The organism is Cupriavidus sp. 05T313 (assembly GCF_056396665.1).
The window spans coordinates 1-23,988 of record NZ_JBFTLX010000093.1 but is presented as its reverse complement, the minus strand read 5'-3'; the positions used below and the strand labels follow the sequence as shown (position 1 = coordinate 23,988).

The 23,988-nt window shown below is 65.3% G+C and carries 18 protein-coding genes; 14 read left to right on the top strand and 4 right to left on the bottom strand.

All coding sequences use genetic code 11. The features are described from left to right. Positions 1-201 precede the first annotated feature (201 nt). From AC1DKD_RS20340 to AC1DKD_RS20305, 8 genes are all read left to right on the top strand, one after another. Positions 202-873, top strand: a complete 672-nt coding sequence (locus AC1DKD_RS20340; RefSeq protein WP_441626171.1) for a phosphatase PAP2 family protein — start codon at positions 202-204, stop codon at positions 871-873. 106 nt (positions 874-979) lie between these two features. Beyond that, positions 980-2,383 carry an undecaprenyl-phosphate glucose phosphotransferase gene (locus AC1DKD_RS20335; protein ID WP_441626169.1) on the top strand — a complete coding sequence of 468 codons (1,404 nt, stop codon included), beginning with the start codon at positions 980-982 and terminating at the stop codon, positions 2,381-2,383. 104 nt (positions 2,384-2,487) lie between these two features. Continuing rightward, the gene (locus tag AC1DKD_RS20330) at positions 2,488-2,736 is read left to right on the top strand and encodes an acyl carrier protein (protein ID WP_441626167.1); all 249 of its coding nucleotides are present in this window, start codon (positions 2,488-2,490) and stop codon (positions 2,734-2,736) included. A 38-nt stretch (positions 2,737-2,774) separates the two neighbouring features. Beyond that, entirely contained in the window at positions 2,775-3,929 is a 1,155-nt protein-coding gene (locus AC1DKD_RS20325; protein ID WP_441626254.1) for an acyl-CoA dehydrogenase family protein, read from the top strand. 10 nt (positions 3,930-3,939) lie between these two features. Next, entirely contained in the window at positions 3,940-4,917 is a 978-nt protein-coding gene (locus AC1DKD_RS20320; RefSeq protein WP_441626165.1) for an amino acid--[acyl-carrier-protein] ligase, read from the top strand. Continuing rightward, positions 4,917-5,900: a DUF1839 family protein gene (locus AC1DKD_RS20315; protein WP_276288172.1), complete on the top strand. Its 984-nt coding sequence runs from the start codon at positions 4,917-4,919 to the stop codon at positions 5,898-5,900. Before AC1DKD_RS20320 ends, AC1DKD_RS20315 begins: the two co-directional genes overlap by 1 nt. Continuing rightward, positions 5,897-8,446 (top strand): glycoside hydrolase family 2 protein, encoded by a 2,550-nt coding sequence (locus AC1DKD_RS20310; protein ID WP_477143633.1) that lies wholly within the window; start codon positions 5,897-5,899, stop codon positions 8,444-8,446. Before AC1DKD_RS20315 ends, AC1DKD_RS20310 begins: the two co-directional genes overlap by 4 nt. A gap of 310 nt (positions 8,447-8,756) precedes the next feature. Continuing rightward, a complete protein-coding gene (locus AC1DKD_RS20305) occupies positions 8,757-9,479 on the top strand; it encodes a Crp/Fnr family transcriptional regulator (protein ID WP_276288170.1) in 723 nt (240 codons plus the stop codon). A 46-nt stretch (positions 9,480-9,525) separates the two neighbouring features. Here the strand turns inward: AC1DKD_RS20305 and AC1DKD_RS20300 are convergent, their stop codons facing one another. Then, positions 9,526-10,602, bottom strand: a complete 1,077-nt coding sequence (locus AC1DKD_RS20300; RefSeq protein ID WP_477143632.1) for a DUF1839 family protein — start codon at positions 10,600-10,602, stop codon at positions 9,526-9,528. Positions 10,603-11,072: 470 nt separating this feature from the next. On the opposite strand from AC1DKD_RS20300, the gene AC1DKD_RS20295 reads away from it, so the two are divergent. From AC1DKD_RS20295 to AC1DKD_RS20285, 3 genes are all read left to right on the top strand, one after another. Then, a complete protein-coding gene (locus tag AC1DKD_RS20295; protein ID WP_477143636.1) occupies positions 11,073-12,539 on the top strand; it encodes a mannose-1-phosphate guanylyltransferase/mannose-6-phosphate isomerase in 1,467 nt (488 codons plus the stop codon). An 85-nt stretch (positions 12,540-12,624) separates the two neighbouring features. After that, complete coding sequence (locus tag AC1DKD_RS20290; protein WP_441626250.1) at positions 12,625-14,958, top strand: polysaccharide biosynthesis tyrosine autokinase; 2,334 nt, start codon at positions 12,625-12,627, stop codon at positions 14,956-14,958. 100 nt (positions 14,959-15,058) lie between these two features. Further along, the gene (locus AC1DKD_RS20285) at positions 15,059-16,921 is read left to right on the top strand and encodes a serine aminopeptidase domain-containing protein (RefSeq protein ID WP_441626158.1); all 1,863 of its coding nucleotides are present in this window, start codon (positions 15,059-15,061) and stop codon (positions 16,919-16,921) included. Between the two features lie 183 nt (positions 16,922-17,104). Here the strand turns inward: AC1DKD_RS20285 and AC1DKD_RS20280 are convergent, their stop codons facing one another. From AC1DKD_RS20280 to AC1DKD_RS20270, 3 genes are read right to left on the bottom strand one after another with little or no spacing between them, the layout of a single operon-like run. Next, on the bottom strand, positions 17,105-19,366 hold the full coding sequence (locus AC1DKD_RS20280; protein WP_477143631.1) for a polysaccharide biosynthesis tyrosine autokinase: 2,262 nt from the start codon (positions 19,364-19,366) through the stop codon (positions 17,105-17,107). Further along, positions 19,363-19,827, bottom strand: a complete 465-nt coding sequence (locus AC1DKD_RS20275; protein ID WP_441626154.1) for a low molecular weight protein-tyrosine-phosphatase — start codon at positions 19,825-19,827, stop codon at positions 19,363-19,365. The genes AC1DKD_RS20280 and AC1DKD_RS20275 overlap by 4 nt, the downstream gene beginning before the upstream one ends. Positions 19,828-19,838: 11 nt before the next feature. After that, a complete protein-coding gene (locus AC1DKD_RS20270) occupies positions 19,839-21,017 on the bottom strand; it encodes a polysaccharide biosynthesis/export family protein (RefSeq protein WP_441626152.1) in 1,179 nt (392 codons plus the stop codon). 32 nt (positions 21,018-21,049) lie between these two features. Between AC1DKD_RS20270 and AC1DKD_RS20265 the strand changes: the two genes are divergently transcribed. From AC1DKD_RS20265 to AC1DKD_RS20255, 3 genes are all read left to right on the top strand, one after another. Further along, on the top strand, positions 21,050-22,045 hold the full coding sequence (locus tag AC1DKD_RS20265; protein WP_441626150.1) for a ChbG/HpnK family deacetylase: 996 nt from the start codon (positions 21,050-21,052) through the stop codon (positions 22,043-22,045). A gap of 184 nt (positions 22,046-22,229) precedes the next feature. Continuing rightward, positions 22,230-23,585, top strand: a complete 1,356-nt coding sequence (locus AC1DKD_RS20260; protein ID WP_441626148.1) for a lipopolysaccharide biosynthesis protein — start codon at positions 22,230-22,232, stop codon at positions 23,583-23,585. Positions 23,586-23,749: 164 nt separating this feature from the next. Next, a partial coding sequence (locus AC1DKD_RS20255) for a glycosyltransferase (RefSeq protein WP_477143630.1) occupies positions 23,750-23,988 on the top strand: 239 nt, incomplete at its 3' end.

The following is a 23,988-nucleotide window of genomic DNA, read 5'->3' as shown; positions in this document are numbered from 1 at the left end:
CATTTCGGTTGCAGCGCGTGCTGCGCCGGATCTTGATGGCCACGGTAACAGCCGCGTAGCGCAAGTGGCGGACCGTGGCCTATTCATCTGCGACTTGTCATGCTTTTGGCTGGGTGGAGATGCTGCCGCCGGCCGATGGCGGGGACTGGAAAATGGCTCAACTGTGTTACTTTTCTCGCGTACTCGATCCTCGGCGCAATCATGCTTAACTGGCAATTCATCACTCGCTTCGGCGAGACCTCCCTGCTGCTGCCGGGCGCGATACTGATCACCGCCTGGCTCTTCCACACCCGCGCTATCGCCAGCGCGTGGCGGTGGTTCCTGAGCTTCGGCGTGGCAGCCGCGATGGTGCTGGTCTCCAAGCTGGCGTTCATGGGCTGGGGCATCGGCAGCGCCGCGCTCGATTTCACTGGTTTCTCGGGGCATAGCATGATGGCCGCATCGGTACTGCCGGCACTGCTCTATCTGCTGGTCCCGAACGCGTGGCAACGCCTTGCGCTTGGCGCCGGCTGCATGGGCATGCTGCTCGCGTTGCTGGTCGGCTTTTCGCGACTGGAACTGGACGCGCACTCCAGCTCCGAAGTCCTGAGCGGACTCATCCTTGGCTTTGGCGTGAGCCTGCCCTTTATCCTGAGCTCGGCACGGCCGGTACGCTCGGCCCCGGTCGTGGCGGCAAGCCTGGTGCTTTTGCTGCTGCTGGCAGTACCCGTCACGGGCGTCGCCGCGCCTACGCATCACTGGCTGGAGGTGCTCGCGACGCGGCTGGCCGGGCGTGACAAGCCCTTCCAGCGCGGACAATGGAGCTCCTGGGCATTGCAGAGCGGGCACGAGCAGGTGTTGACGCACCTCGCACCGGTGCCGCTGATGCGCTGACGCTGGCCGGGGCCGGCGTCTGTGTGCGTAAGCAAACAGACGTGGCGCCCTTGCGGCGCAATCATGGTCTCCATCACTGCTTGGGTATGCCAGGTGGAGGCCAATCATGTCGACAGTCCGAGCCTTTGTAGCCGAGCGGCAAGCCGCCCTGCAAATCCTGTACCGCATCGCCGATGCAGTCATCATCGCTGCCTGCGGCGTGGCGGTCGGTGCCTTGCTCTTCCCCTACGGCATCCGCGGTGCCTCACCGGTGCACGGCTTCCTCATCGCCTTGTGCGCGGTGGGCGCATTGCTGGTGTTTCCCGCCTGCGGCCTTTACAGTTCCTGGCGCGGCCGCAGCCTGGCTGCGCTGGCGCTGCGCACGGTGGCAGCATGGTGCGCGGTCTGTCTCCTGGGCCTGGTCACAGTCTTCCTGATGCACCAGGTTGCCGCGCTCTCCCGGCTGTGGTCCATGACCTGGCTGCTCGGCGTCGCCGCCGCGCTGGTGGCGTCGCGCCTGGTGCTGTACAGCATGCTGGGCAGCGTGCGTGAACAAGGCCTCAATGCCAAGCGCGTGGTTATCCTCGGCTATGGGACCCTTGGGAATGAGTTGTACCAGCGCGTGCAGCGCATCCGCGGCGCGGGCTACGATGTGGTCGGCATCTACGATGAGCGCGAGAAGCCGATCCCGGTGGGCGTAGCGCGGCTCGAGTCGCTGGAGCATGTCTGTGCCTTTGTGCGCAGCAATGGCGTGCGCGAAATCTGGCTGACGTTGCCGATGGCGGCCTGCCGCGACCTCTATGACGTGGTGTTCCAGTTCCGCAATGACATGGTCGACGTGCGCTGGGTGCCCGATATCATGTCGGTGGAACTGCTCGGCCACCGATTCAGCGACTTCCTCGGCATGCCGGTGATCGACCTGAACAGTCCGCCTGTGTCCGGTATCACCGGGCTGTTGAAGGCGAGCTTCGACCGGGTCTTCGCGCTGTGCGTGGTGCTTGGCCTGTCGCCGGTGCTGCTGACCATCGCACTCCTGGTCAAGTTGTCTTCTCCGGGCCCTGTGCTGTTCCGCCAGAGAAGGCTCGGTATGGACGGCTCTCCGTTCAATGTCTACAAATTCCGTACCATGGTGGTGCACCAGGAGGCCGGTGTGACACAGGCCACGCGCGACGACGTGCGCGTGACGCGCATCGGTGCCTTCCTGCGCCGCACAAGCCTGGACGAGTTGCCGCAATTCCTCAACGTGCTGCGGGGCGAGATGTCGGTGGTCGGTCCGCGTCCCCATGCGATGGAACACAATGAGTTCTACAAGGAGCTGATCGACCGCTACATGCTCCGGCACCGCGTCAAGCCTGGCATCACCGGCTGGGCGCAGATCAATGGCCTGCGCGGCCAGACCGACACCGTCGAGAAGATGCGCAAGCGCGTCGAGTTCGACATCTACTACATCCGCAACTGGTCGTTCCAGCTGGACATCTCCATCATCCTGCGAACCGCAGTGCACGGATGGACCGGCAAAAGCGCGTTCTGAGTTCGTGCGATCCCCCCGCTCGCCGCGCTATTGGTGGGGGAACGCACGCCCCGCCAAGGCGATTCCATGTTCAATGGCTCCCGTCTCAATCGCTGGAGATCAGCATGAAAGCAACGATCCGTCACATCCTTGGCGAGGTAGCGAGACTCACGGTTCCGGCAGACCGGCTGGACGATGGCACAGATCTCTACGAGGTAGGCCTGTCGTCCCTGGCGACCGTGCATGTGATGCTTGCCATCGAGAACGCTTTCGATATCGAGATTCCGGACCGAATGCTGACGCGGCAATTGTTCCGTAGCATTGATTCCCTAGCCACCGCGGTGCAGCAGATCAAGCAGCAGGAGGCAGCGTGAGCCCGCCGCTGGCCAGGGTGGAGCTGGCGCAGCCTGGCATGGATCCGGCGTCCGGCGAGGCGCTGATTGCTGCCGCTCATGTCGTGGCCGAGGTGGCGGCGGAGCACGGGGACCAGGTAGATCGCGAGGCAAGGTTTCCCCACGAGGCCCTTGCCGCCATGCGTGATCAGCGACTGCTTGGCGCCATGGTGCCAACCGCATACGACGGTGCGGGAGCATCGCTCGATACCATCGCGGCCATCTGCCAGATCCTCGGCGCCGCCTGCTCGTCCACCGGCATGATCTACGCCATGCACCAGATCCAGGTGGCATGCGTGGCCGGGCACGGCGCGGGTAGTCCGTGGCATGAAAGCCTGCTTGCCCGCATCGCGGCCGAGCAGCTTCTGCTGGCCTCCGCCACCTCGGAGGAAGCCATCGGCGGCGCATTGCGAAACAGCGGCTGCGCGGTCGACGCCGACGGCGACCAATTCCACCTGTTGAAGATCGCGCCCACCATCTCATACGGTGCGTACGCGGATGGCATCCTCGTGACCGCGCGGCGGCACGCCGATGCTTCGCCGTCGGACCAGGTGCTGGTGTGCGTGCTGCACGGCGACTACACGCTTCAGTGCCTTAATACCTGGGATACGCTGGGTATGCGCGGCACCTGCAGCAACGGCTTCCGGCTTGAAGCGGCCGGGCAGGTTGCCCAGGTATTGCCCGTTGCGTTTGGCGAGATCGCCGACGTCACCATGACGCCGGTCTCGCATATCCTCTGGAGCGCACTTTGGCTTGGCATCGCAGGCGACGCGGTCCAACGCGCAAAAAATCTCTTCCGGGGGCAGGCAAGGGCGCGACCGGGTTCGCTGCCGCCCTCGGCGTCCCATGTCGCGGAGGCGGTGGGCCAGTTGCAGATGATCGAAGGGCGGCTCGGGCTAGCCCTTGCGCGTCAGCGCCAGCGTCACGTTGCCGCGTCGGTATCGGCTTCGTTCTCGCTCGCGGCTGAGATGAACGGCTTGAAGACTTCGGTTTCGGAGATGGCGCTGCAGGTGGTGCACCAGGCCATGCTGGTTTGCGGCATGGCCGGCTACAAACATGGCACGCCCTATAGTCTCGGCCGTCATCTGCGTGATCTGTGGTCCGCGCCCCTGATGATCAATAACGACCGTATCCTGGCCAACACCGCCAACCTGCTGCTGGCAGATCGTTCCTGAAAGAAACAAGATGGATTCCATTGCCCTTATCAGCGACACCCTGGCCACGAGCGGCGCCGACGAGCCACCGGCGGCCCGCACCGGACCGGCGACGTTTCTCGCGGCGCTGCTCGACGCAGGCCTCCTGATCCCAACCGGCGTGCAGGGCTTGTACGGTCGCAGCGAGACCTTCGAAGCCATCGCCGACGGCCTGAACGCGGCGATCACCGCGCTCGGCAGCGACCAGCACGCCGAGATCCTGCGATTTCCGCCCGCCATCGGAAAGGCTGACTTCGAGACCAGTGAATACATGAAGAGCTTTCCCCAGCTGGCGGGCACCGTCCATAGCTTCTGCGGCGACGACCGCGGCCACCGCCGCCTGCTTGCACGGCTGGAGGATGGCGACGCGTGGACCGACCAGCAGGCATTCTCCGGCGTGGTATTGACACCGGCAGCCTGCTATCCGGTCTACCCGGTGATGGCGCGCCGGGGACCGCTGCCGTGGCAGGGCAAGGTGGTCGATGTCCTGTCCTATTGCTATCGGCACGAGCCTTCGCTGGAGCCGACGCGCATGCAGTTGTTCCGACAGAGGGAATACGTGTGCCTGGGGCCGGCCGAGCGCATCGTGGCATTCCGTCAGCTATGGATGGAGCGCGGGCTGCAACTGGGCAAGGCGCTCGAGCTCCCGGTGAAAGTCGACGTGGCCAATGATCCGTTCTTCGGGCGCGGCGGCAAGATCGTGGCCGACAGCCAGCGCGAGCTCCGGCTCAAGTTCGAGTTGCTGATTCCCGTCAATGACGGGGCGCCGCCTACCGCCTGTATGAGCTTCAACTACCATATGGACCATTTCGGTGCTTTGTGGGGCATCCGGACAGACGACGGTGGCACCGCGCATACCGGTTGCGTGGGCTTTGGCATCGAGCGGCTCGGGCTTGCCCTGCTGCGTCACCATGGACTCGATCCGGCGCGCTGGCCGCGAGGCGTGCGCGAGCGGCTCTGGAGCGCGTAATGCATGGAACACCCAAGTTGGGGGGCCGCGGCGGTCTCGGTCTGCGCGGCGGGAACCCGGTGTGGTCGCACGCAAATTGCAATGTCGATCTGTGGATAGAGCTTCTGCATGGCTGGGAACTCGAGCCCATTGCCGCACTGGCATTTACCGTGAGCCAGGATTTCGAGGGCGATCAGTTCACGTTATTCAGTTTCCCGTTCGGTGATCTCGAGCGGCTCTATGGTGTCACCGTGCACGACTTGTCCGTGTACGACAACCTGGAGGGGCACATTGCCGCGCAGACATGCCGCGGCAACGTGGTACTGCTTGACGTCGACAGTTTCAACCTGCCGTATGCCGCCGCCGCTGGCTACCGGCGCCTGCATGCGCGTTCCTGCATCGGTGTGGACCTGCTGGTGCCGGAGGCCTCGACCGCCGGTTACTACCATGGCGACGGCTACCACACGGTCAGCGGCGAGGAGTACCAGGCCATCTTCCGGCTGCCGGCGGAACTGAAGGACAAGAATATCGCGCCGTATCCGCAAGCGAGAGTGGTGCGGCGCCGCTTTGCTCCCCAGACCGATGCCGCATTGGTGCGGATCTCGCTTGACATGCTGCGCCGCCACTTGGGACGGCGGCCGCGGGTCAATCCCATCAGCGCCTTTCGTACGGTTTTCCCCGCGCACCTGGACCAGATGATGGGGCGTGGGGAGCCGGGATTCCAGGCCTATGCGTCGAGCGTGTTGCGCCAGCTGGGCGCCAATTTCGAGCTGCTGGGTTGCTACCTTCGCTGGCTGGTGATGCATGGCCAGCCGCTGCCGGACACCATCGCCGAGGCTTGCTACACCATTGCCTCCGAGGCCATGGTGATGCAGTTCCGGCTGATGCGTGCCGTCATCAGCCGCAAGCCCGATCCCTGCCAGGATTGCTTCGATCAGCTCGAGATGTCCTACAAGGCGACGGTGCCGGCGTTGGCTGCCTACTTCGGCGAGGTTGGCGGGTGAGTGCGCGCGACTTCGCCCCCGATCGGCGCGGCTTGCCGGCATTGCCCGGCGTCGCGGTCAAAGGCGCGCCGTTGTCCGGGCAGTGGGTGTGGCTCGAAACCTCCGCTGGCGCCGCCGGGTGCCCGGCCGCCTTGCCGGAGGGCGCCGGCTGGCTGGCTGCGCCCGTGCCCGGCACCGTGGCGGGCGCCTTGCGTGCCGCCGGCCGATGGGATGATGCCGCGCCGCCACCGCTGCACCAGCGCGATCACTGGTACCGCGTGCACTTCACGGGCAGTGGCCGCCGCGTGCTGCGGTTCAGCGGCCTGGCCACGCTGGCCGAGGTGTGGCTGAACGGTGCGCTGGTGCTTACCACGCGCCATATGTTCGTGAGCCATCAGATCGAAGTCGAACTGGCGGGCGAGAATACACTGCACCTGTGCTTTCGCGCGATGTATCCGTGGCTGCGCACACAGCGCGGCGCGGTCCGCTGGAAGCCACGGATGATCGCGCCAGCGACCTTGCGCGCGGTGCGCACCACCCTGCTCGGCCATATGGCCGGCTGGTGCCCCCCGGTGCATGCCGTGGGGCCGTGGCGCCCGGTCGAACTGCTCGACCCGGCCGGCGACGATGCATCGCAAGGCATGCGCGCCGATCTCTCCAGCCGGATCGAGGGGCATGAGGGCGTGGTGTCCCTGCGGCTGCATTTTCCGGGAGAAGCGCCAGAGCATGGCAGTTTCAGTGCCGTCGATGGTGACGGTGAGCCGCTTTGCGCGGGCCTGTTGCGGCGCTTGGATGCCCACACGCTGGCTGGCACATTGCGCATCGCCCATGCCAGGCTGTGGTGGCCGCACACGCACGGCGAGCCCTATCTCTACCGCATAGTTGCCACGGTGCAGGGCGGCACGCTGGCATGCGGGCGCATCGGCTTTCGCACCATCGAGGCCGACCGCGGCGCTGCGCCGGGCGCCTTTGCCTTGCGCATCAACGGCGAGCGGCTTTTCTGCCGTGGCGCGTGCGTGTCGAGCCACGACCTGCACGGCCTGTCGGATGCGCAGGAGACGGTCGGACGCTGGCTGGCGCTGGCTCGAGGGGCCGGCATGAACATGGTGCGTGTGAGCGGCGTCACCTGCTATCCGGGCGAGAACTTTTATCGGCTCTGCGACGAACTTGGCCTGCTGGTGTGGCAGGACTTCATGTTCGCCAATTTCGACTATGGCGGCAGCGACGGCATGGCGGGATCCGCGCTGATGGACGACGCCGCGTGCGAGGTGACGGAGTGGCTGGTTTCCACGCGCGCGCATCCGAGCGTCGCGGTGTTGTGCGGTGGCAGCGAGACCGAGCAGCAAGCCGCCATGATGGGTGCGGCGCGCGCGGCCTGGCGCCAGCCGCTGTTCGAAGCGCTGATCCCCGGCCTGGTGGCCGCGCACAGGCCGGATGTCGTCTACGTGCGCAACTCACCTTGCGAAGGCGCATGGCCCTTCCAGCCCGATACCGGCGTCAGCCATTATTACGGCGTGGGCGCCTACCAGCGCCCCCTGGCGGATGCGCGTCTCGCCAATGTGCGTTTCGCCGCGGAATGCCTGGCGTTTGCCAACGTACCTTGCGAGCGCACCCTGGCCGAGCACGACCTTGGCCAGCCCTTGCACGATCCGCGCTGGAAGACACGCGTGCCGCGCGATGCCGGCGCGCCGTGGGATTTCGAGGACGTGCGCGACTTCTATCTGCGTACGCTGTATGACGTCGATCCACCCCGCCTGCGCTACGAACGGCCGGGGCGCTATCTGGCACTGTCACGCGCGGTGGTGGCCGAGATCATGACCGATGTCTTCAGCGAATGGCGGCGCGTGGGTTCCACCTGCGCGGGCGGGCTGGTCTGGCAGCTGCAGGATCTCCTGCCGGGGCCGGGCTGGGGGATCGTGGACGCATGCGCGCGTCCCAAATCGGCCTGGCATGCCTTGCGGCAGGTCTGGCAGCCGCTGCAGTTGCTGTTCACGGACGAGGGGCTCAACGGCTTGCACCTGCACCTGCTCAACGAATCGCCGGAGCCGCATCAGGTGCGTTTGTCGCTGCGCTGCTACCGCGACGGCGAGACGGTGGTGGCCGAAGCCACGCAGGACCTCGTGCTTGCCCCACGCGAGGCGCACCGCATCGAGGCCGCGTCGCTGATGGATGTGTTCTTCGATTTCACCTACGCCTATCGGTTTGGTCCGCCGGCGCACRACGTCGTCGTGGCCTCGCTTGTAGGGGCTGATGGTGCACTGCTGAGCCAGGTGGCCTACCTGCCGGATCGCAGGGCGAGCGCGCTCAAGCCGCCTGGCCTGAAAGTTGTAGTCGAATGCGTGGCGGGTGAATGGTGGCTCACAATCAGCACACAGCGCTTCGCGCGCTGGGTGCATATCGAAGATCATGTCTTTCAACCGGCACAAGACTGGTTTCATCTTGCCCCCGGCGAGAGCCGGCGTATCCGTCTTATGCATGACGGCGGCTCCCCCGCCCCGGGTGCGCTCATCCCTTCGGGCGAGATTCACGCCATCAACGCGGACCGGCCGGTCAGCTACAACGCATAGGACGCGCCGCTGATTCCCACTCCTGGCATGGCCTGCGCAGCCGCCGGGCCTCGCTTGCGCGCCCAAGCGGGCACGACCGCCGGTGTCCGCCCGTGTCATCTCCAACCTACCAAGGGATGATCTAGTACTAGCCGTCTGCCCAGTGTCACAACGGAGTTGCGTGGCGCTTAATACAGATACACCAGCTGGCGGAAAGTCAGCGGTTGTTTGCAACGGGTGGAACGGCATTGACAGTAGTGCCCAGTCATAAGGGCATCAGGATGTCTTGCTGGCACCAGCCGTGATCCTAGGGTCCAAGGGAGGTCCGAAAATGATCACGCATCGGTCAGATCTGCATGTCAATCATTTGCTCAGCGCGTTGCCGCGCCACGAGTGGGAGGTGTTGTGCCGGCACTTCGAACTGGTCAGGCTCCGCGCGGGGGAGTTGCTGACGGATTCGGGACAGCGCATCGTCCATGTCTACTTTCCCACCACGGCAGTGGTCTCCATGCTCTCGCTGCTCGAGGATGGTGCCACGGTCGAGTTCGCGGCCATCGGCAACGAGGGCCTGGTCGGCATCCCGGTCGTCACCGGCGGCGATACCATGCCCAGCCGCGTGGAAGTGCGCAGCCCGGGCTTCGCCTATCGCATCGCAGCCCGCGATCTGCGCAATGAGCTGATGCGCACACCGGTGCTGCAGCGCGTGACGCTGCTCTACGTGCAGGCGGTACTGACGCAGATCGCGCAGACCGCGGCCTGCAACCGCCATCACTCCCTCAACAAGCAATTGTGCCGCTGGCTCCTGCTGGCGATCGACCGGATGAGTTCCAACGAGCTTGTGATCACGCAGCAGGTGATTGCGAACATGCTCGGTGTCCGGCGCGAAGGCGTGACAGAGGCAGCCGGAAAGCTGGAGGACCTCGGACTCATCCACCACAGCCGTGGGCATATCACCGTGCTGGACCGTTGCGGGCTCGAGAAGCAATCCTGCGAATGCTACAAGCTCGTCAAACGCGAGTACGACCGGTTGCTGCCTGCCTTGGCGCACGCCTGAACAGAGCGGACCCCGGCGCACCGGGGCCGGCATGCCGACGCTGGCCTCAGGCGTGAAGGCGAGTCGCACAGCCGAACGCCGAGACCAGCCCGGCCATGGCGCGCTCATAGGACGCCTCGAGCGTTTCCAGGCAATCCGCGCAGTCGTCATGCCGCCGGCGCGCCACGGCCCGCGCCAGGCGGAATTGCAGCACCTTGCATTCGGTGGCAACGGCTCGGGCCGCAAGTGCCGCCGCTGCCGGGATCCTGTAATCGTGCTCGGCCAACCAGCCAAGATAATGATGAAGCAACTCGAAACCGGCACCGAGCTGCCGCGGCAGGTTGAAACTGTATTGGTGGAAGTAAGCATCTCCACGCGCCAGCAGGACTTCCATCTGCCCACCGAAAGCCGTGCGCCACTGGCTGACCGGATTGGCTGTGGGGCGCCGGGTCAGGTGGTGGCGCATCAGCGACACCGAAGCATTGACCAGCGCACGGGCGCGCAGCGGCGCTCTCGCCTGCCGGGCAAACTCGGCGTAGGGGAACAGTATGTTGCCGTTGCCGCTCAGTTCGGGCGTAAGCCGCATGGCGCCGCGGTAGTCCTCTCCGGCCAGCGTGTGATAGCCAAGGCCGTGGTAGTAGCCAAGCTCCTGCGCCGCCGGCGTGATGCGGTCGATTGCCACCGTGGTCTTGACGTGCTCGCGCCGATAGGCGGTCGCGCGTACGTCCGGCAGGTAGTAGCTGTCGAGTTCCACCAGCAYGGTATGGCCGCGGCTGACCTGTGCGACGACGTGGGCCTCGAGCGTGTCATAGACCGGCATTTCCTGCACCACGGTGCCGTACAGCAACTCCAGATCCATCTGCGGATACTTGAAGAATGTGAAATGGTCCCCTTCGAAATCCTGCGTCACCGTGAATGGCAGCGCGGCGCGCGGATCGAGTCCCCGGCCATGCAACAGCTCGATCCACAGGTCCATATAGCAGTTGGTCTCCTGCCAGATCGCGTCCGCGCCATGCAGCACGTGCGGATGGCTTACGGTAGCGGCTGTACTGGTGGCAAGCTCCGCCGGGCGGGCGGCACGCGGCCTTGCCCGCGCCATATTGTCCGCGCCGCCGCCGCTTATGAGTACAGCGTCCCGTTTCATCTTCCGCCTCCTGCGTCTGTTGCCGCGCTGCCCGGTCCGTCGAAAACCGGTAGGCGCCTTTGCTGCCATTGCAACCGTATTGGCGCTTTCCATCCGTTCGTTGCCCAACAGAGGGCACGACAATGGCAGGGGCATTTGCGCGGGGACAGCCTGGCGGCTGGCGTGTGCGGCAGCGAACAGATACCCCCGCTCCCGCTCCCTACACTGGCTGTCAGTATGCGCCGGACCGTCCGGCCCAGGCGGGCCTCATGTCCGGAAGCGTTACCCCCGGCGCTGCGCGGCGCGAGTGCATGCGCGCCGGTGATCCCCCGGATGAAGAATGCACAGTCCGTGTTCCGCGCACGTGGCGAGTATCCGCAGCCTTTCCGGGCTGCGGCAGGCAAGGAGGCAAGATGAACGCAACGACTCGGGACGCGTACCAGCCGGACGGCGCGGCAATAGCAGTGTCCGCCGATGCAGGCGTGCAGTCCATGCCGATAACCGCGATCCAGCCAGTCATCCTGGCCGGCGGCGCCGGCACCAGGCTGTGGCCGCTGTCGCGCGAGCAGCATCCCAAGCAGTTGCTGAACCTGGTTGCCGATGACACGCTGCTGGAAGCCACCGCGCGCCGCTTCGACGGCCTGGCGGAACTGGCCGGCCGTGCGGCGGGCAAGGAAGTGGCGCCGATGGTGGTCTGCGGCGAGGACCACCGTTTCATGATCGCGGAGATGATGAAGCGAGCCGGCAAGCCCGCGCGGATCCTCTCCGAACCTTGCGGCCGCAATACGGCGCCCGCGCTGACGATGGCCGCGCTGCACGCGGCCGGCGGCCTGGGGGAGACCGAGGATGCCGTCCTGGTCGTGACCCCGGCAGACCACAGCGTGGCGGATCCGCAAGCATTTCGCCAGGCACTGGCGACGGCGATACAGCATGCCGACCGTGGCGCCATCGTGACGCTGGGCGTGCGCCCGCTTGCGCCGGAAACCGGCTACGGGTACATCCGCGCCGGCGTGAACGAGGATAGCGGGGCCTTCACGCTCGAGCGCTTCGTGGAGAAGCCCCATCTGGAACTGGCCGAGCACTACGTGGCGTCGGGCGACTACTGGTGGAACGCCGGCATTTTTGTCGTGCGGGCGTCGGTCTGGCTCAAGGCGCTCAGCCAGCTGCAGCCGGAAATGTACCTGCAGTGCCGTGCTGCATATGAGACCGGTGAACGCAGCGGCGACACGTTCCGCATTGGCAAGGAAGCCTTTGGCGACTGTATGTCGGATTCCATCGACYACGCGGTGATGGAGAAGCTGGAGGCCTTGCCCGGTGTGAGCGGCATGCTGGTGCCGCTGGACGCTGGCTGGTCCGACGTTGGCTCGTGGGCCGCGATCTGGGATATCGCTTCCAAGGACGCAGCGGGAAATGTGGGGCGGGGACGCGTGCTGTTCGATGGCGCTTCGTCTTGCCTGGCACATTCCGAGGGACGCCTGATCGCGTGCGTCGGGGTACAGGGCGTGGTGGTGGTGGAGACGGCGGATGCCGTGCTGGTCGTGGACAAGGCGCATGTGCAGGACGTCAAGAACGTGGTCCAGCGCATTCGCTCCGATCACGGATGCGAGGTGGTGAATCATCGCAAGGTCCAGCGCCCCTGGGGCTGCTACGACTCCATCGATCACGGCGAGCGTTTCCAGGTCAAGCGCATCGTCGTGGATCCGGGAGCCAGCCTCTCATTGCAGATGCATTACCACCGTGCCGAGCACTGGGTGGTGGTACGCGGTACCGCACGCGTGACTTGCGGCGACACGGTCAGCATCCTGTCCGAAAACCAGTCCACCTATATCCCGATCGGCACGCTGCACAGGCTGGAGAACCCGGGCAAGACACCGCTGGAAATCATCGAGGTCCAGTCGGGTGCCTATCTGGGCGAGGATGACATCGTCCGGTTCGAAGATAACTACGGGCGCGGTTAGCACTGCGGTATGGGAGCAGGCCTCGCTTGCCCGCTGCGCAGGCAAGGCGGGGACGAACCTAGCGGGGGAATTTGCTGTGAGCAAAATGTCATTTGCCGGCGTCGCGCCGGAGCGCATCGTGCCCGCGGGCGCGATGCTCGATCATATCGGCTGGATCCTTGCCGCTGGCCTGGCGGGTGCCGCGGTTGCGGCGCTGCTGGCGCTGTCGACACCGCGGCAGTTCCGCGCCGAGGCGCTGGTGCAGATTGGCGCCAGGGATGCCGCTACACAGGGGGTTGCGCGCGGTGCGAAGCCCGCCCCCTTCGATATCGGCTTGCTGAAGAGCCGGGCGATGGTCGGCCCGGTGGTGGAGAACCTGCATCTCGATATCTCCGCCGAGCCGTTACGGGCGCCGCTGCTGGGCAGCCTGGCGGCCCGCTTTGCGACACCGGGCAGGTTTGGCGCGCCCTGGCCGGCGAACCTTGGCTATGCATGGGGCGCGCAGCGGCTCGTGGTCGACAAGATGACCGTGCCGGAGCGCCTGTTCAACGAGCCGCTGATGTTCGAGGTCTTGCCGGAGCAACGCTTCGTGCTGCGCTCGGCGGATGCCGTTCTGCTTGAGGGCAAGGTCGACGAGCCTGCCACCGGCAACGGTGTGGAATTGCTGGTGACGCGCGTCGATGCGCTGCCCGGCACGCGCTTCACCATTACGCGGCACGACCTGGCGGCCATGGTCAGCACGATCGCCGGGGAGCTCAAGGTCAGCAGCGAGGAGGGCGAAGCCGGTACGGCGCGAATCACCTGGCAGAATCCCGACCCGAAACTGGCCGCGGCGCTGGTCAATGGTGTTGCCAATTCCTACATTTCGGGGCAGACCGCGCAGCGCAGCGACGACGCGGCCAGCACGCTGGCATTTCTCTCCAGCCAGCTGCCGCGCGTACAGGGCGAGCTTGAGCGCGCCGAAGCCGCGCTGACGCGTTACCGTTCGCGCTCCGGGTCGATGCAGCCCTCGCAGGACGCGCAGTCCTACCTCAATGGCAGCATCGACTACCAGAAGCAGATCGCCGCGCTGAAGATGGAACGTACCGGACTGCTGCAGCGCTTCACCACGGAATCCAACGAGGTACGCACCGTCGACAACAAGATTACCCAGATGATGCGTGAGCGCAAAGAGCTGGATGCGCGCATGCAGAATCTTTCGATGTCGGAGCGTGAGTCGGTGTCGCTCACGCGTGATGTCAAAGTGGCGGAGGACATGTACATGACCTTGCGCAACAAGGTCCAGGAACTGTCGCTGATTGTCTCGGACCACAGTAGTCAGGTCCGCGTCGTCGACAATGCGGTGGTGCCGATGTCGCCGGTGGGGCCCGGGCCCTGGCCGTTGACCGCCGGCGGTGGCCTGCTTGGCCTGTGCCTTGGCATTGCCTGCGTGAGCGTGCGCCAGCGCACGAAGCAGACCGTCGCCAGCGCCAACGAAGCGGAAGCGCTGCTCGGCATGCCCATGCTCGGGGACATTGCGTACAGCCGCGAGCAGCAAGAGCTGGAGCGTCTCATCGAGGCCAAGGTCCGCCTGGGTATTGCCGCTGGCTTCGCGGCGCCGGGCGCGGCTCGGCTGGAGGGGCCCGAGCCGGGGCAGGCACTGGAGGCGCTCGACGAATCCTATCCCGATTTCATCAAGCATTTGCTGCGCCAGGGTCTGCACGACCGCTATCTGCTGGCGCGAAGCGCCCCGCATTCCCTGGCCGTGGAGGGCCTGCGCAGCGTGCGCGCCGCGCTGCATTTCGGCTTGCGAAGCGCGGCCGATGGCGTGGTGGCCGTGACCAGCCCCGCACCGGGCGCGGGCAAGACCTTCGCCGCCATCAACCTGGCGGTGCTGTTTGCCGAAGCCGGCCAGCGTGTGCTGCTGATCGACGCCGACATGCGCCGGGGCAAGGTGGCGAGCTGGTTCGACCAGGGGGCTGAAGGCGGTCTGGCGGAGATACTGGCGGGCCAGCTCACGCTGGCTGCCGCCGTGCGTCCCACCGTCGTCAGCGGTTTGTCGATCCTGACTACGGGGGCGACGCCTCACAATCCCTCCGAACTGCTGATGCGTCCCGCCCTGGCGGAATGCCTGCGCCTGTGCGCTAGCCGCTTTGACCTTGTGATCGTCGATACGCCGCCGGTGATGGCCGTGGCCGACGCCACGCTGGTGGCGAATATTGCCGGCTCGACACTGGTTGTGGTGCGCGCGGACCAGACACCGCCGGATCAGGTCGAGGAGACGCTCAAGCGCCTGGCCCGTTCGCATGCGCGGCTTCTGGGTGGCATTCTGAACGGCGTGACGGCGCGCCGCAGCAACCGTGCCGAGTTCAACAGCATCAATCCCTATCTGGGCATGCCCGAGCCCGCGCCCAGCGTGCCAAAGCTGGAGCGCGCAGCCGGCGTGGAGCGGATGGCATAGTGCCTGGCGCTGGCGAGCGTACCCGTTTCTGCGTGGGCTTTGCCAGCGCCGCAATCGGAGGCGAAAGCAGCGCCCGGGCGGGCGCGAGCGGGGAGTCGGCATGAAGCGCGTCATATTGCATGGCTGTGCCGGCTGGCTTCACGGCGAGACCGGGAGAACCGGCGTGGTCCTCTGCGCGCCGGGCGGGCACGAAGCCATGTGGTCGCATCGCGCCTGGCGCCACCTGGCTGATGATATTGCCGCCGCGGGCCTGCCAGCGTTGCGCTTTGACTATCCGGGCAGCGGGGACTCGGGCGGCGGCGACGATGACCCCAGGTTCGTCGAGCAGGCCGTGGCGAGCATTGTCGCGGCCGCGGCACGGCTGCGCGAACTGGCCGGCGTCGAACGGGTGGTGCTTTGCGGCCTGCGCCTCGGGGCAACCCTTGCGGTGCTTGCGGCTGAAGCCATGGCTACCCACCACAGCACGGCTGCCGCTGGCCTGATCCTGCTGGCGCCCGCGACCAATGGCCGTACCTACCTGCGCGAGTTGCGGGCACTCCACGGCAACTGGCTGAGCAGGGCGATTCCCGATCTCGCCGTGGCGCCTGCGCAGGACGGCGCCCAGCAAGTCCTGGCATTCCGCCTTGTACCGGAAACCGTGGCCCGGATCGGCGCGTTGAACCTGGCGCGCCGGCGGGCTTGCCCGGCGCCGCGCGTGTTGATGCTGGATGCCTGGCCTGGCACGGCCTCGGCGGTGGCGTCGCTGGCGGCGAGCTACGAAGCGGCGGGAGTGCAAGTCGAACTTGGCGGGTTTGACGAATACCCCGCCATGATGCAGTCGGCCGAGTATGCCACCGTGCCCGAGCGGGCCTGGCGGAGACTGCTCGACTGGCTGCGGCCCGGCGCCGCGCCCGCACGGCTGCGGCCGCACCGCGGCGAACCGCGCGTCAGGCAGACACAGGGCTTGCAGGTGGATGGCGGCTTCGAACAGCCGGTCTGGCTGGGCGGGGGGCGCCTGTTCGGCATCCTTTGCGCGCCACGCGAGCGCCTGCCGGCCGGCACCGCGGTGATTTTCCCGAATACCGGTGGCAACCATCATGTTGGCGATGGCAGGATCTTCGTCACGCTGTCGCGCCAGCTCGCCCGCCTGGGCGTGGCTGCCTTGCGGCTCGACGTAGCCGCGCTTGGCGACAGCCCGGCAGCGGCAAGGCAGATGAGCATTCCTTCCATCTATTCGCCGCCGCCGTGCGCGGACGTATGCGCCGCGGTCGAGTGGATGCGAGCCCGGGGCTTCAGGCGCATCGTGCTTGCGGGCGTCTGCTCGGGCGCTTATCTCAGCTTGCACGCGGCGCTTGCCAACGCGGGTGTCAGTGGGCTGGTCATGGCGAATCTCGTCAAGTTCCGCTGGGATCTTGCGGACGACGCCGCGGCCGGAAGCAAGCTGCAATCGATACGAGGCTACCTCGTGGCGGCACGCAAGCCGGAAAACTGGCAGCGCCTGCTGAGCGGCGAGATTCACGCATGGCCGATTGTGTCGAGCCTGGCTGGCCGGGTCGCGCGCCGTGCCGCCGAGCGCCACGCCAGGTTGATGGCACGGCTGCGCGGCGCGGCCGACATCGCCACGGTCAGCGGTTTCGCCTGCCATGCCATGGGCGAGCTGAACCGGCGTGGCGTGTATACCGATTTTCTCTATGGCACGGGCGATCTCGGCCTGGAGGAAGCAGCGTTTTGCTTCGGGGGCGACATGAAGGCTCTCAGCGAGCTGGAGCGGGTGAAGCTGCACACGCTGCCGTGCCTGGACCATTCGCTGTTCCTGCCCGCGAGCCGCCAGGCATTCGCAGAGTTCCTGGTCCGGCACGTCATGCGGCACGAAGCCGAACTGGCGGCCGACACCGCGGCCACGGATGAATCGCCACAAGCGCCGCCCCTCGCGTCCGAGCCCGCCTACCGCACCGCGGGGCTGTTCAACTCCGCGAATCCATAGGGCTGCCGCGGCAGACCGCCTGGCGCTGCCGCGAGGGCTGGATTTCGTCCAGCCGGGAGCGCCGGAAGCCCTGTCCCCCAGTCATTGTTTTCGACTGCCATTGCGAGGCTTGTCTTGCGCACGGCCATCAAAGGAAAAGGGCCGATGCCCTCACGGCATCGGCCCTTTGCGCGTAGCGGCGGTTCAGGCGCGCTTGATGCGTGAGGTGCCGTACTGGTTGAGATAGCGATACTTGCCGAAGTGGTAGTGCGCCCTGTACCAGCGGCCATCGATACGCAGGCCGTTGAACAGTACCCCCTTGATCTCACCGCCGGCTTGCTGGATGGCCCTGTCCGCCGCCGTGATCTCGCCGACAGTGGTCTGGTCGGCGCGGGTCACCATGAAGACCGCGCCCGCCCTGGCTGCCAGGATGCCCGCGTCGGAAGCGGCAAGCACCGGGGGCGTGTCGATCAGCACAACGTCGTACTGTGCCTTCAAGGTATCGAGCAGGGTATCCAGTTGCTCGCTGAGCAGCAGGTCCGCCGGGTGCGGCGGCTCGGTGCCGGTCGGGATGACGTCCAGCCCAGGCAGGACCTGACGGCGGATCGCCTGGTTCAGCGGCGTGCCGGTCAACACCTCCGACAGGCCCGGGCTACGCGCCACGCCAAAGCGATGATTGAGACTGCCCCGGCGCAGGTCGGCGTCAACCAGCACGACGCGCTTGCCGCCGGAGGCCAGCACCGCCGCGAAGTTTGCGCAGACGAACGATTTGCCGACGCCCGGCGCCGGACCGGTGACCACCACGACGCGCGAGCGGCTGCCGGCCAGGGCAAACTGCAGGGCGGTGCGCAGGCTACGCAAGCTCTCGATGGCCGGGTCGCCGGGTTCCAGGTGAGCCAGCACATCGCAGCGCCCGCCGTCCTTGCCGCCCGCCTTCCTGGCGGCTTCCGGGCGTGCTTGTTGCGCACTGAAGGGGATGGTGGAGTACACCGTCAGTCCTGTCGACTTTTCCACCTCGTCGGCATCGCTGACGCCACCGTCGAGCAAGCGCCGCACGACAACCGCCAGCAGGCCCAGCAGCAAGCCCAGCACCAGCGCCACGCCGGCAATCATGCTGCGGTTGGGCCGCACGGGCTTGAGCGGTACCTCGGCGGTATCCACCAGGCGTGCCGTGCCGACCTTGCTTGCCTTCACCAGCCTGAGTTGCTGGGTGTCGTTCAGCAGCGACTGGTAGAGCTCGGTACTGACCTTGACATCACGCATGAGGCGCAACACGTTCTGCTCGACATCCGGCAGCTTCTGGATTTTCCYGGTCACGCCATTCAGTTGTGCATTCAGGCTGGCGATCTGGGAGTCCATGATCTCGATGGTCGGGTGATTGCTCGTGAAACGCGCAATCAGCTCCTGGCGCTTTTGCCTGAGTTCCTGCAGGCGCGTCTGGATTTGCACGGATTGGCCAAGGATGAGCTTCGACTCTTCGCTCAGATCGATGGTACCGCGCTGATTGCGCATCGCGTTGTAGCGCGACTCCGCGGTTTCCACCTGTTGCTTCAGCTGGGGCAGCTGACGATCGAGGAAAGCCAGGGATTTTTCGGCTTCCGCAGCCTTGCGGCGCACATTCTGCTCGACGTACTCCGCGCCGATTTCATTCAGGATGGCGGCCGTCTTCTCGGCGGAGTTGCCTTCGAGCGTCATGCCGATCACGCCGCTCTGCTTGCCGCGCTCCAGGATCATGAGGCTCTCCTGCAACTCCTCGATGGCCGCGGCGCGGGGTATTTGCTGCACGTAAAAGACGCTGCCAGGTCGGCCATCAAGCTCGCTGACCAACATGCTGACCTTGCCTTGCGGTGTGTCGATGGTTAGCGGCTGTCCCACGGTGCCGGTCGACCTGACATCGTTGCTGGCGAAGCTCACGCGGTACTGCTTGCCGCCCAGCGCGGTCAGCTGGATCGTCCTGTCGGCCAGCTTGGGCGGGACTTCGAGGCTCGCCACGCTGATGCTTTCCTGGCCCCAGGCAAAGCCGCCCCAGCCGAACAGCCCGGGCGTCGACAACTCCTTGTTGAAACTGGCGATGGCTTGCCCAACGACGGGGAAGTAACGGGGCGAGGCCTTGATGTCGAGATGCAAACTGTCAATCGCCTTGCCCACCACCATGCGTGAGCGCAGCAGCTCGATCTCCGCGGAGGCAGCCGGCTTGACGTCAAACACGGGCGTGACGTTTGCCGTCTGCTTGCCGGCAGCGCCAGCGCCGGCATTGCTGTCCTCGACCTKCACGACGATGTCCGCGCGATAGACCGGCTTGGCCAGCATCGCATAAACCAGCCCGGCGCAGATCACCCCCCCGGCGACGACGAGGAATGTGCGGCGATAGCGGACCAGCACATCGACATAGGACGTAAAGTCGATCGGCTTGCCGCCATCGTCCCACGTCTCCGGAGCCTGATTCCGCGAATTGACTATATTCATGACGCTTCCCCGTAGCTGTTTGCCGGCGTGATCGCTTGTATGTGAGCCGACCACGATTCAACCCCTTGCTTGATCAACCCCAACACGAGCACGAACATGCCTTGTGAGCCACCGTAGGGGTCTGGTACATCGACATGTGAGAACTCGCACAGCCTGTATGTCTTTCCGCGTGCCTGCGGGTAGAGCCGTTCCAGCTCGTCGCGTTGCTCGTTGTCCATCACCAGCACCAGGTCGGAGACGGCGATCAGTGATTCGTCGACGGTAACGGCGCGATGGGACTCCAGGGTGCAGCCCTCCATCGCCAGCAGGCTGGTGGCGCGCGGATCGGCGGTGGCGCCCACTGGCGGGTCGAGTCCGGCCGAGCGCACTCGGCAGTTGGGCAAGGCGCGCCGCAGCAGGCTCTCCGCCATCGGGCTGCGGCACCGGTTGCCCAGGCAAACGACCAGGATCGAGCGGATCATCGCCGTCTCCACTACGGACGAGCGATGCTTGCCGTGCCCACGACCGGCTGGATCAGCAGGCTCATGACCCGGCTCCAGCGCACCACCGCTTTTGCGTCGACATAGACCACGTCCTTGGGTTCGAGCTCGAAGCCCTCGGCAATGGCCAGCGCAATCGGCGAGGTCCCGTCCAGGTGGAACACCTTCGGTTCATCGGTGGCCGACTTGCGAATCACAAAGATCTGCTCGGCGTTGGCGGATCCGGGGTTGACGCCGCCCGCGTCTCCCAGCGCCTCGTTAAGCGACATGCGCCCGTTGCGCATCAGCAGCGAAACCGGCCGCACCACTTCACCGGTGACGAAGACCTTGCTGTCCTCGCGTTGCTCGACGCGCACGATGTCGCCGGAGCGCAGCATGATGCGTGCGGGATCCACTCCCTTGGCGAGCAGGGCAGGGATGTTGACGTACCAGCTCTGCTCCCCGCGAGTGACGCGCACGCGGCTGTTGTCGCCGGTCAGGTTCAATACGCCGCCAGCGCGGTTGAGCGCCTCCACCAGGGTCATCGGCGCGTCGTCGATGGCTTGCATGCCCGGCGTCTTCACCTCGCCGTCGACATAGATGCGCTGGCTGCGGAAGCCCAGCACGCGGACCGTCATCTGGGGATCCTTCACCACCCGCGACAGGATGCGCGCCATCTGGTCGCGCACATCGTTGGCGGTTTTCCCGGCCACCTTCAGCACGCCCGCATACGGGAACTGGATATCGCCCTGGGCGCTGACCACATAGCCGGGCACATTGGAGCCGCCGCTGGAGGTCGGAATCTCGAACGCGGCGCCGATGCTGTACGTCTGCGTCGGGAACACCAGTTCAGGGTGATCCCAGACCACCACCGAAATGATGTCTCCGGGACCGATCCGGTAAGGCTGCGGTGTCGCGTACAGTTCTTCCACACTTTGATTGGTCGGCCTGCTCTTGCCCTTCAGTTCACGAACCAGGTCCAGGGTGATCGGCGTCACGTCGACCTCGGCGTCCGACCCCATCGCGGTGGTAGAGGCCCGGGAACTCATCGTCATCCCTGGCGAGGCGGCAACGCAGGCTGCCAGCAAAGCGGAGGCGCCGAGCAAGGTCAGGCGCGAGAGAATCGTATTGCGAAGCGAAGCGCCGGTGCGGAATTCTGGCTCATCATTGCATGCGTTCACGGTATTCTCCATGCTTGTTCCAAACGGACATCGCAAGGCATGCCATGTCCACGGATGATCGCATCTTAGAAAGCCGCTCGTTCAGATTCGGTGCGCTGTCGCACACTGGCCGCGGGGTTGCGCCGCGTGGCCGGAATCGGGATGGAGTGTGGGCGGCCGCACGGATTGAGGCAGTAGCGTTGCGTAGCCTGCGTGCAGGGGCGTGTCATGGCTCGGGGTTGCCCTCGGGCCACGCCTTCTCCCTTCCTGCAACCCGGCTAGCGCTGGAGAAGACGATGCGAAGCTTGATCATCAACGCCGACGATTTCGGGTATGACGAAGACACCGTCAAGGCGACCATTTCCTGCTTCGAAGGCGGTCTTCTCACCAGCGCGACCATCCTGGCCGGGTGTCCCGCGTCCAGGCTGGCCTATGACTACGCCAGGCAGCATCGCAAGCAGCTGTCATTCGGCCTGCATTTCAATATCGTCGAAGGGCGGCTTGCAGCACAGGCTGGGAAGTCGTCCCTTTGCGGCGGCGACGGCATGCTTCGGCCGTGCAAGGCACAGCGGGTACGCGCCATGGCAGGCCTGCTCGCGGAGAAGGATATAAGAGAGGCGTTTCGCCAGCAGCTCACCGAATTGCGCGATCACGGCGTGCAGGTCACGCATGTCGACGGGCATGGGCATTTGCACAAGTACCCCGCGGTCATCCGCGCGATCAAACAGGAGATGTTGCAGGCTGGCATCAAATGGGCCCGCCGGCCGCAAAACTGCTATTTCCAGAAGAATGCGATACGCGGTGCCTTGAACGTATGGTTGCTGCATCACTTTTCCGGACTTCGGCATACCGATTACTACATCGCGGCGGACCCGCGCGAGCCCGGCTGGGCATTGCGGTTGCCGGCAATCCTGCGCGATGGCGTGACAGAGATGTCGGTTCATCCCGGCTTCGCCGAACCCTGGCGGCGGGACGAGTCCGCGCCGTTGCTCCAGCCCGCCGAACTGGCTGCGAAGCTCAAGAGCGCCGGCATCGCGCTGCGGCGCTATGGAGACTTATAGGACATCGCCCGCGCCCGAATTGATCGCCATGCCAACACGGCTCGTGTGGCACGCCGCTGCGCCATGGGGCCCGCCGCGCGCATTGTTTGCTGGCGCACATTTTTAGTTTCAACGGCATCCCGCACCATGGCGGAATCAGCGCCAGTGATGCGCGGCAGGCGAGCCGATCACGAGGAAATGAACGATGCAAGGAAAGGGAGCCACGGACGCCCAATCCGCTACGGCCGTTGAGTTCGGCGATGCCATGGCGAACGCGGAAGAGAAGCAGGATATGAGGTCGATCCGGCTCGCCGTGATGAGCTCCTTTGTCTCGAAGGGGTCCAGCGTTGCCTATCAGGTGATCAGCATCCCGCTGTTCGCGAGAGTGCTCAATCCTGAGGATTTCAGCGCGATCATGGTCTACTACGGCATCACGACCTGGCTGACCCTGGTGGCGATCGGCGTATGGCCGACGGTGTCGGCGCATGCCGCGGACAAACGCAAACAAGGCACACTGCCGGCCGTGGTGCTTGAGTCGGCACTATGGCTCAGCGCACTGCTTGGTGCGGTCATCGTGCTGGCGCTGGCGTTCCGGCCGGTGCTGGAGGGCAGCGGCGCCAAGCTGTTTTCGGCGGAGTATTTCAATCTGCTGGTTGCCGCATTGTGCTGCAATGCGCTGATCTTCGTATTCTCGCTCGGAGAGTCGGTCAACCAGGGACAAAACCGTCAGCATGTCAACAACCTCATTGGTGCCGCGTCCAACATCCTGAATGTCCTCTTCATCTACGTGGCGTCCCAGTCGGACGCCACGGCGGACGTGGTGTCCCTGTTCGTCGCCAGCCAATTGGGTTTCATCCTGGCAAAATTCGGCTGCTTCGCCAGTGTGCTGAAACGGGTTGGCTTGCCGCATGGGGTTCGTGCGCCGGGCCTGGCCAGGGAACTGATTGTGAATTCCAGGGCCTTCCTGCTGGCGCAACTCTCTGGCGCCTGCTTGCAGCAGGGCGCGGTGCTTCTGTGCTATGAGTCCGGACGCGCGCAGGATGCGGCCCTGCTTGCATTGATGTTCAGGGCCAACATGCTGCTGAGCAGCGCGGTATGGATGATCAACCAGCCGCTCTGGCCGATAGCCCATCGCCATCTTCTCGACGGGAATACACAGTGGCTCCTTGCGCTCTACAAGAAGCTGAGCCTGCTCTATACCGCCTACGGCGTCCTGGTGATTGCCGGGGCAGCGGTTCTCGGTGGTTATGTCATTACGTTCTGGACATCGTCCGAGTTTGTGATCTCAAATGCCACGGCATCGCTATGCGCGCTATATTTTGCGATCATCGTGTCAACGCAGGCGGGCATTCCGGTGTTAATGGGGGCTAAGGCGTTCGCAAGTCTGAGTAGGGTGGGCATGTCCGAGCTGATGGTTGCTGGCGTGCTGGGTGCGCTGCTTCTGCTCACGGGCAACATCAATTTCCAGTACGTTGTGATCGCGCTGATTGTCGCCAATTCAGTCACCACGCTATGGATGCTGCCAAGGGGCGCGCTACGGATTCTTCGTCAGCCGAGGTAACTGTACCGCGCTCGGCTGCTGCCGGCTCGTGCGCAGCCGAAACCCTGACGCCGGCGGGAAACCGGGAGAGCATGTCGTTGTCTGTCTGGAGACGTCCCGCAACCCGGGCCGCCCTTTCCTGATGGCAGCGATTATTTTTTTGCCGCTTTTTTTCAGGGTTCGAGATGACAAGAATCTCCGTCATATCCGTGAACTACAACAATCGCGATGGTCTGGCGCGCACCATGGACAGCGTGGCCAGTCAGCAACGCGTTGGGTTTGACCTGGAGTACCTTGTGATCGATGGCGGCTCGAAGGATGGGTCGGTCGAACTCATGCAGGCGCGACGGCAGGAAATCGATGTGTTGATCAGCGAGCCGGACGGCGGCATCTACGACGCCATGAACAAGGGCCTGTGCCATGC

Coding starts and splice junctions, on each gene's coding strand:
- AC1DKD_RS20340 (WP_441626171.1), top strand. CDS start 202: ATGCTTAACTGGCAATTCATCACTCGCTTCGGCGAGACCTCCCTGCTG.
- AC1DKD_RS20335 (WP_441626169.1), top strand. CDS start 980: ATGTCGACAGTCCGAGCCTTTGTAGCCGAGCGGCAAGCCGCCCTGCAA.
- AC1DKD_RS20285 (WP_441626158.1), top strand. CDS start 15,059: ATGAAGCGCGTCATATTGCATGGCTGTGCCGGCTGGCTTCACGGCGAG.
- AC1DKD_RS20265 (WP_441626150.1), top strand. CDS start 21,050: ATGTCCACGGATGATCGCATCTTAGAAAGCCGCTCGTTCAGATTCGGT.
- AC1DKD_RS20270 (WP_441626152.1), bottom strand. CDS start 21,017: ATGGAGAATACCGTGAACGCATGCAATGATGAGCCAGAATTCCGCACC.
- AC1DKD_RS20330 (WP_441626167.1), top strand. CDS start 2,488: ATGAAAGCAACGATCCGTCACATCCTTGGCGAGGTAGCGAGACTCACG.
- AC1DKD_RS20290 (WP_441626250.1), top strand. CDS start 12,625: ATGTCATTTGCCGGCGTCGCGCCGGAGCGCATCGTGCCCGCGGGCGCG.
- AC1DKD_RS20325 (WP_441626254.1), top strand. CDS start 2,775: ATGGATCCGGCGTCCGGCGAGGCGCTGATTGCTGCCGCTCATGTCGTG.
- AC1DKD_RS20260 (WP_441626148.1), top strand. CDS start 22,230: ATGCAAGGAAAGGGAGCCACGGACGCCCAATCCGCTACGGCCGTTGAG.
- AC1DKD_RS20275 (WP_441626154.1), bottom strand. CDS start 19,827: ATGATCCGCTCGATCCTGGTCGTTTGCCTGGGCAACCGGTGCCGCAGC.
- AC1DKD_RS20315 (WP_276288172.1), top strand. CDS start 4,917: ATGCATGGAACACCCAAGTTGGGGGGCCGCGGCGGTCTCGGTCTGCGC.
- AC1DKD_RS20305 (WP_276288170.1), top strand. CDS start 8,757: ATGATCACGCATCGGTCAGATCTGCATGTCAATCATTTGCTCAGCGCG.
- AC1DKD_RS20320 (WP_441626165.1), top strand. CDS start 3,940: ATGGATTCCATTGCCCTTATCAGCGACACCCTGGCCACGAGCGGCGCC.